At 72.5% G+C, this 1715-nt stretch carries 1 protein-coding gene; it reads right to left on the reverse strand.

The window, feature by feature from the left end; all coding sequences use genetic code 11:
* Positions 1–147 precede the first annotated feature (147 nt).
* Positions 148–1715, reverse strand: a 1568-nt coding sequence (locus ABD951_RS24640; RefSeq protein WP_345351756.1) for an Ig-like domain-containing protein, incomplete at its 5' end; no start/stop codon positions are given.

A 1715-nucleotide genomic window follows, 5' to 3' on the forward strand; every position in this document is an offset into this window, starting at 1 on the left:
CGACCCCGGCACCGGCCGCCACCGCAAAACCGGCCGCCACCGCGAACGCGCTGACACCACCGACCATCCGGCGAATGTTGTTGTCGGACATTGCTCTTCCTTTCGAGTGCCGCCCGGAGGCGGCAGGATGGGCGAATCGGGCGCGAGTCAGGACCCGAAGATGGAGGACAGGGAACCGGTGCCGCTGTCACCCGGATCGACCGGGCCGGTGCCCGACTCGGTGACGGTGACCGTGACGGCCGTCGAGGTGGAGCCGAGGCTGCCCTGCGCGCCGCTGTAAACGGCGGTGATCTGCCGGCCACCGGCCTGCGCGAAGGCGTGGGAGAGCGTGGCCTTGCCGCCGGTCACCTGGACCGGGCCACCGATCGGGGTGGTGCCGTCGAAGAACTGCACCGTGCCGCCGGCCGGGGCCGGGGACACCGTCGCCGTCAACTCCACCGCGGAGCCCTTGGCGGCCGTCGCGGGCGCGGTGACCACGGTGGTCGTCGCGACGTCCGACGGGTTCGGGTCGGTGACGGTGACCGACCCGTCCTGGGCCACCGAGGCGGAGAATCCGGTGCCGCCGCTGTAGCGCGCCTTGACCGCCTTGACGCCGGCGGTGGCGAAGGTCTGCGGGAGGTCCGCGACGCCGTTCACGACGTTCACCGGCGCGAGGACCTGGCCGTCGACGGTGAACTCGACCGTGCCCACCGAGCCGATCGGGGCGTTGTCCGGTCCGGTGACCGTCGCATACAGGTGCACCGCCTGACCGGTCTTCGCGGAACCGGGGACGTTCAACGTGGTCGTGGTCGCCTTGTCGGTCGGGACCACCGCGGACACGGTCAGGGTGCGGGCGTCGGACACCGAGGCGATGAAGCCGGCCGCGCCGGAGTACACCGCGGTGAGCTGATGGCTGCCGAGGCCGAGGGCCCGGCTGATCGACGCCGATCCGTTGGCGGCAACCGGTTCGGGCGCACCGAGGTTGGTGTCGCCGTCCTTGAACTGGATCGTGCCCCCGTTCGGGGTCGGGGCGACCTGCGCGGTCAGCGTGACGGCCTGGCCCTCGGACGCGGTCGCCGGGGCGGTCAGGGTGGTCGTCGTGGCCTGGTCCGGAGCCGCCACGGTCACCGTGAACGCCGCGGACGTCGACCCGGTGAACCCGGCCGCGCCGGTGTAGACCGCGGTGACCTGGTGCGTGCCGGCGTTCAGTGACGGCACGGTGACCGATGCCTTGCCGTCCGGTCCCACGGTCGCCGCGGATCCGAGCGCGGTGTCGCCGTCCTTGAACTGGATCGTGCCGCCGGCCGGGGTCGGGGCGACCTGCGCGGTCAGGGTCACGGACTGACCCTCGGTGACGGTCGCGGGCCCGGACACCGTCGTCGTGGTGGCCTGGTCCGGCACCGAGACGGTGACGTTCTGCGCGGCCGAGGTCGAACCGTCGGTCTTGGCGTTGCCGAGGTACTTCGCGGTCAGCGCGTGCGCGCCACCCGCGGTCGGCGTCCACGAGTAGGTCGCGGCACCGGCCGCGAGCGTGCCCGTCCCGATCTTCGTGGCGCCGTCGTAGAACTCGACGGTGTCACCGTCCGCTCCGCCCGTGACGGTGGCCGACAGCGTGGTCGCCTGGCCGGACTGCGCAGACGCCACGGCGGCGAGGGTGGCCGTCGAGGCGTTCTTGCGGACCGTCGCGGTCGGACCCTTGTTCTGGTACGTACCGTCGCCGAGCGAGCCACCGTAAT

This window comes from Rhodococcus olei (genome assembly GCF_039540555.1).
Taxonomy (GTDB): Bacteria; Actinomycetota; Actinomycetes; order Mycobacteriales; family Mycobacteriaceae; genus Rhodococcus_G; species Rhodococcus_G olei.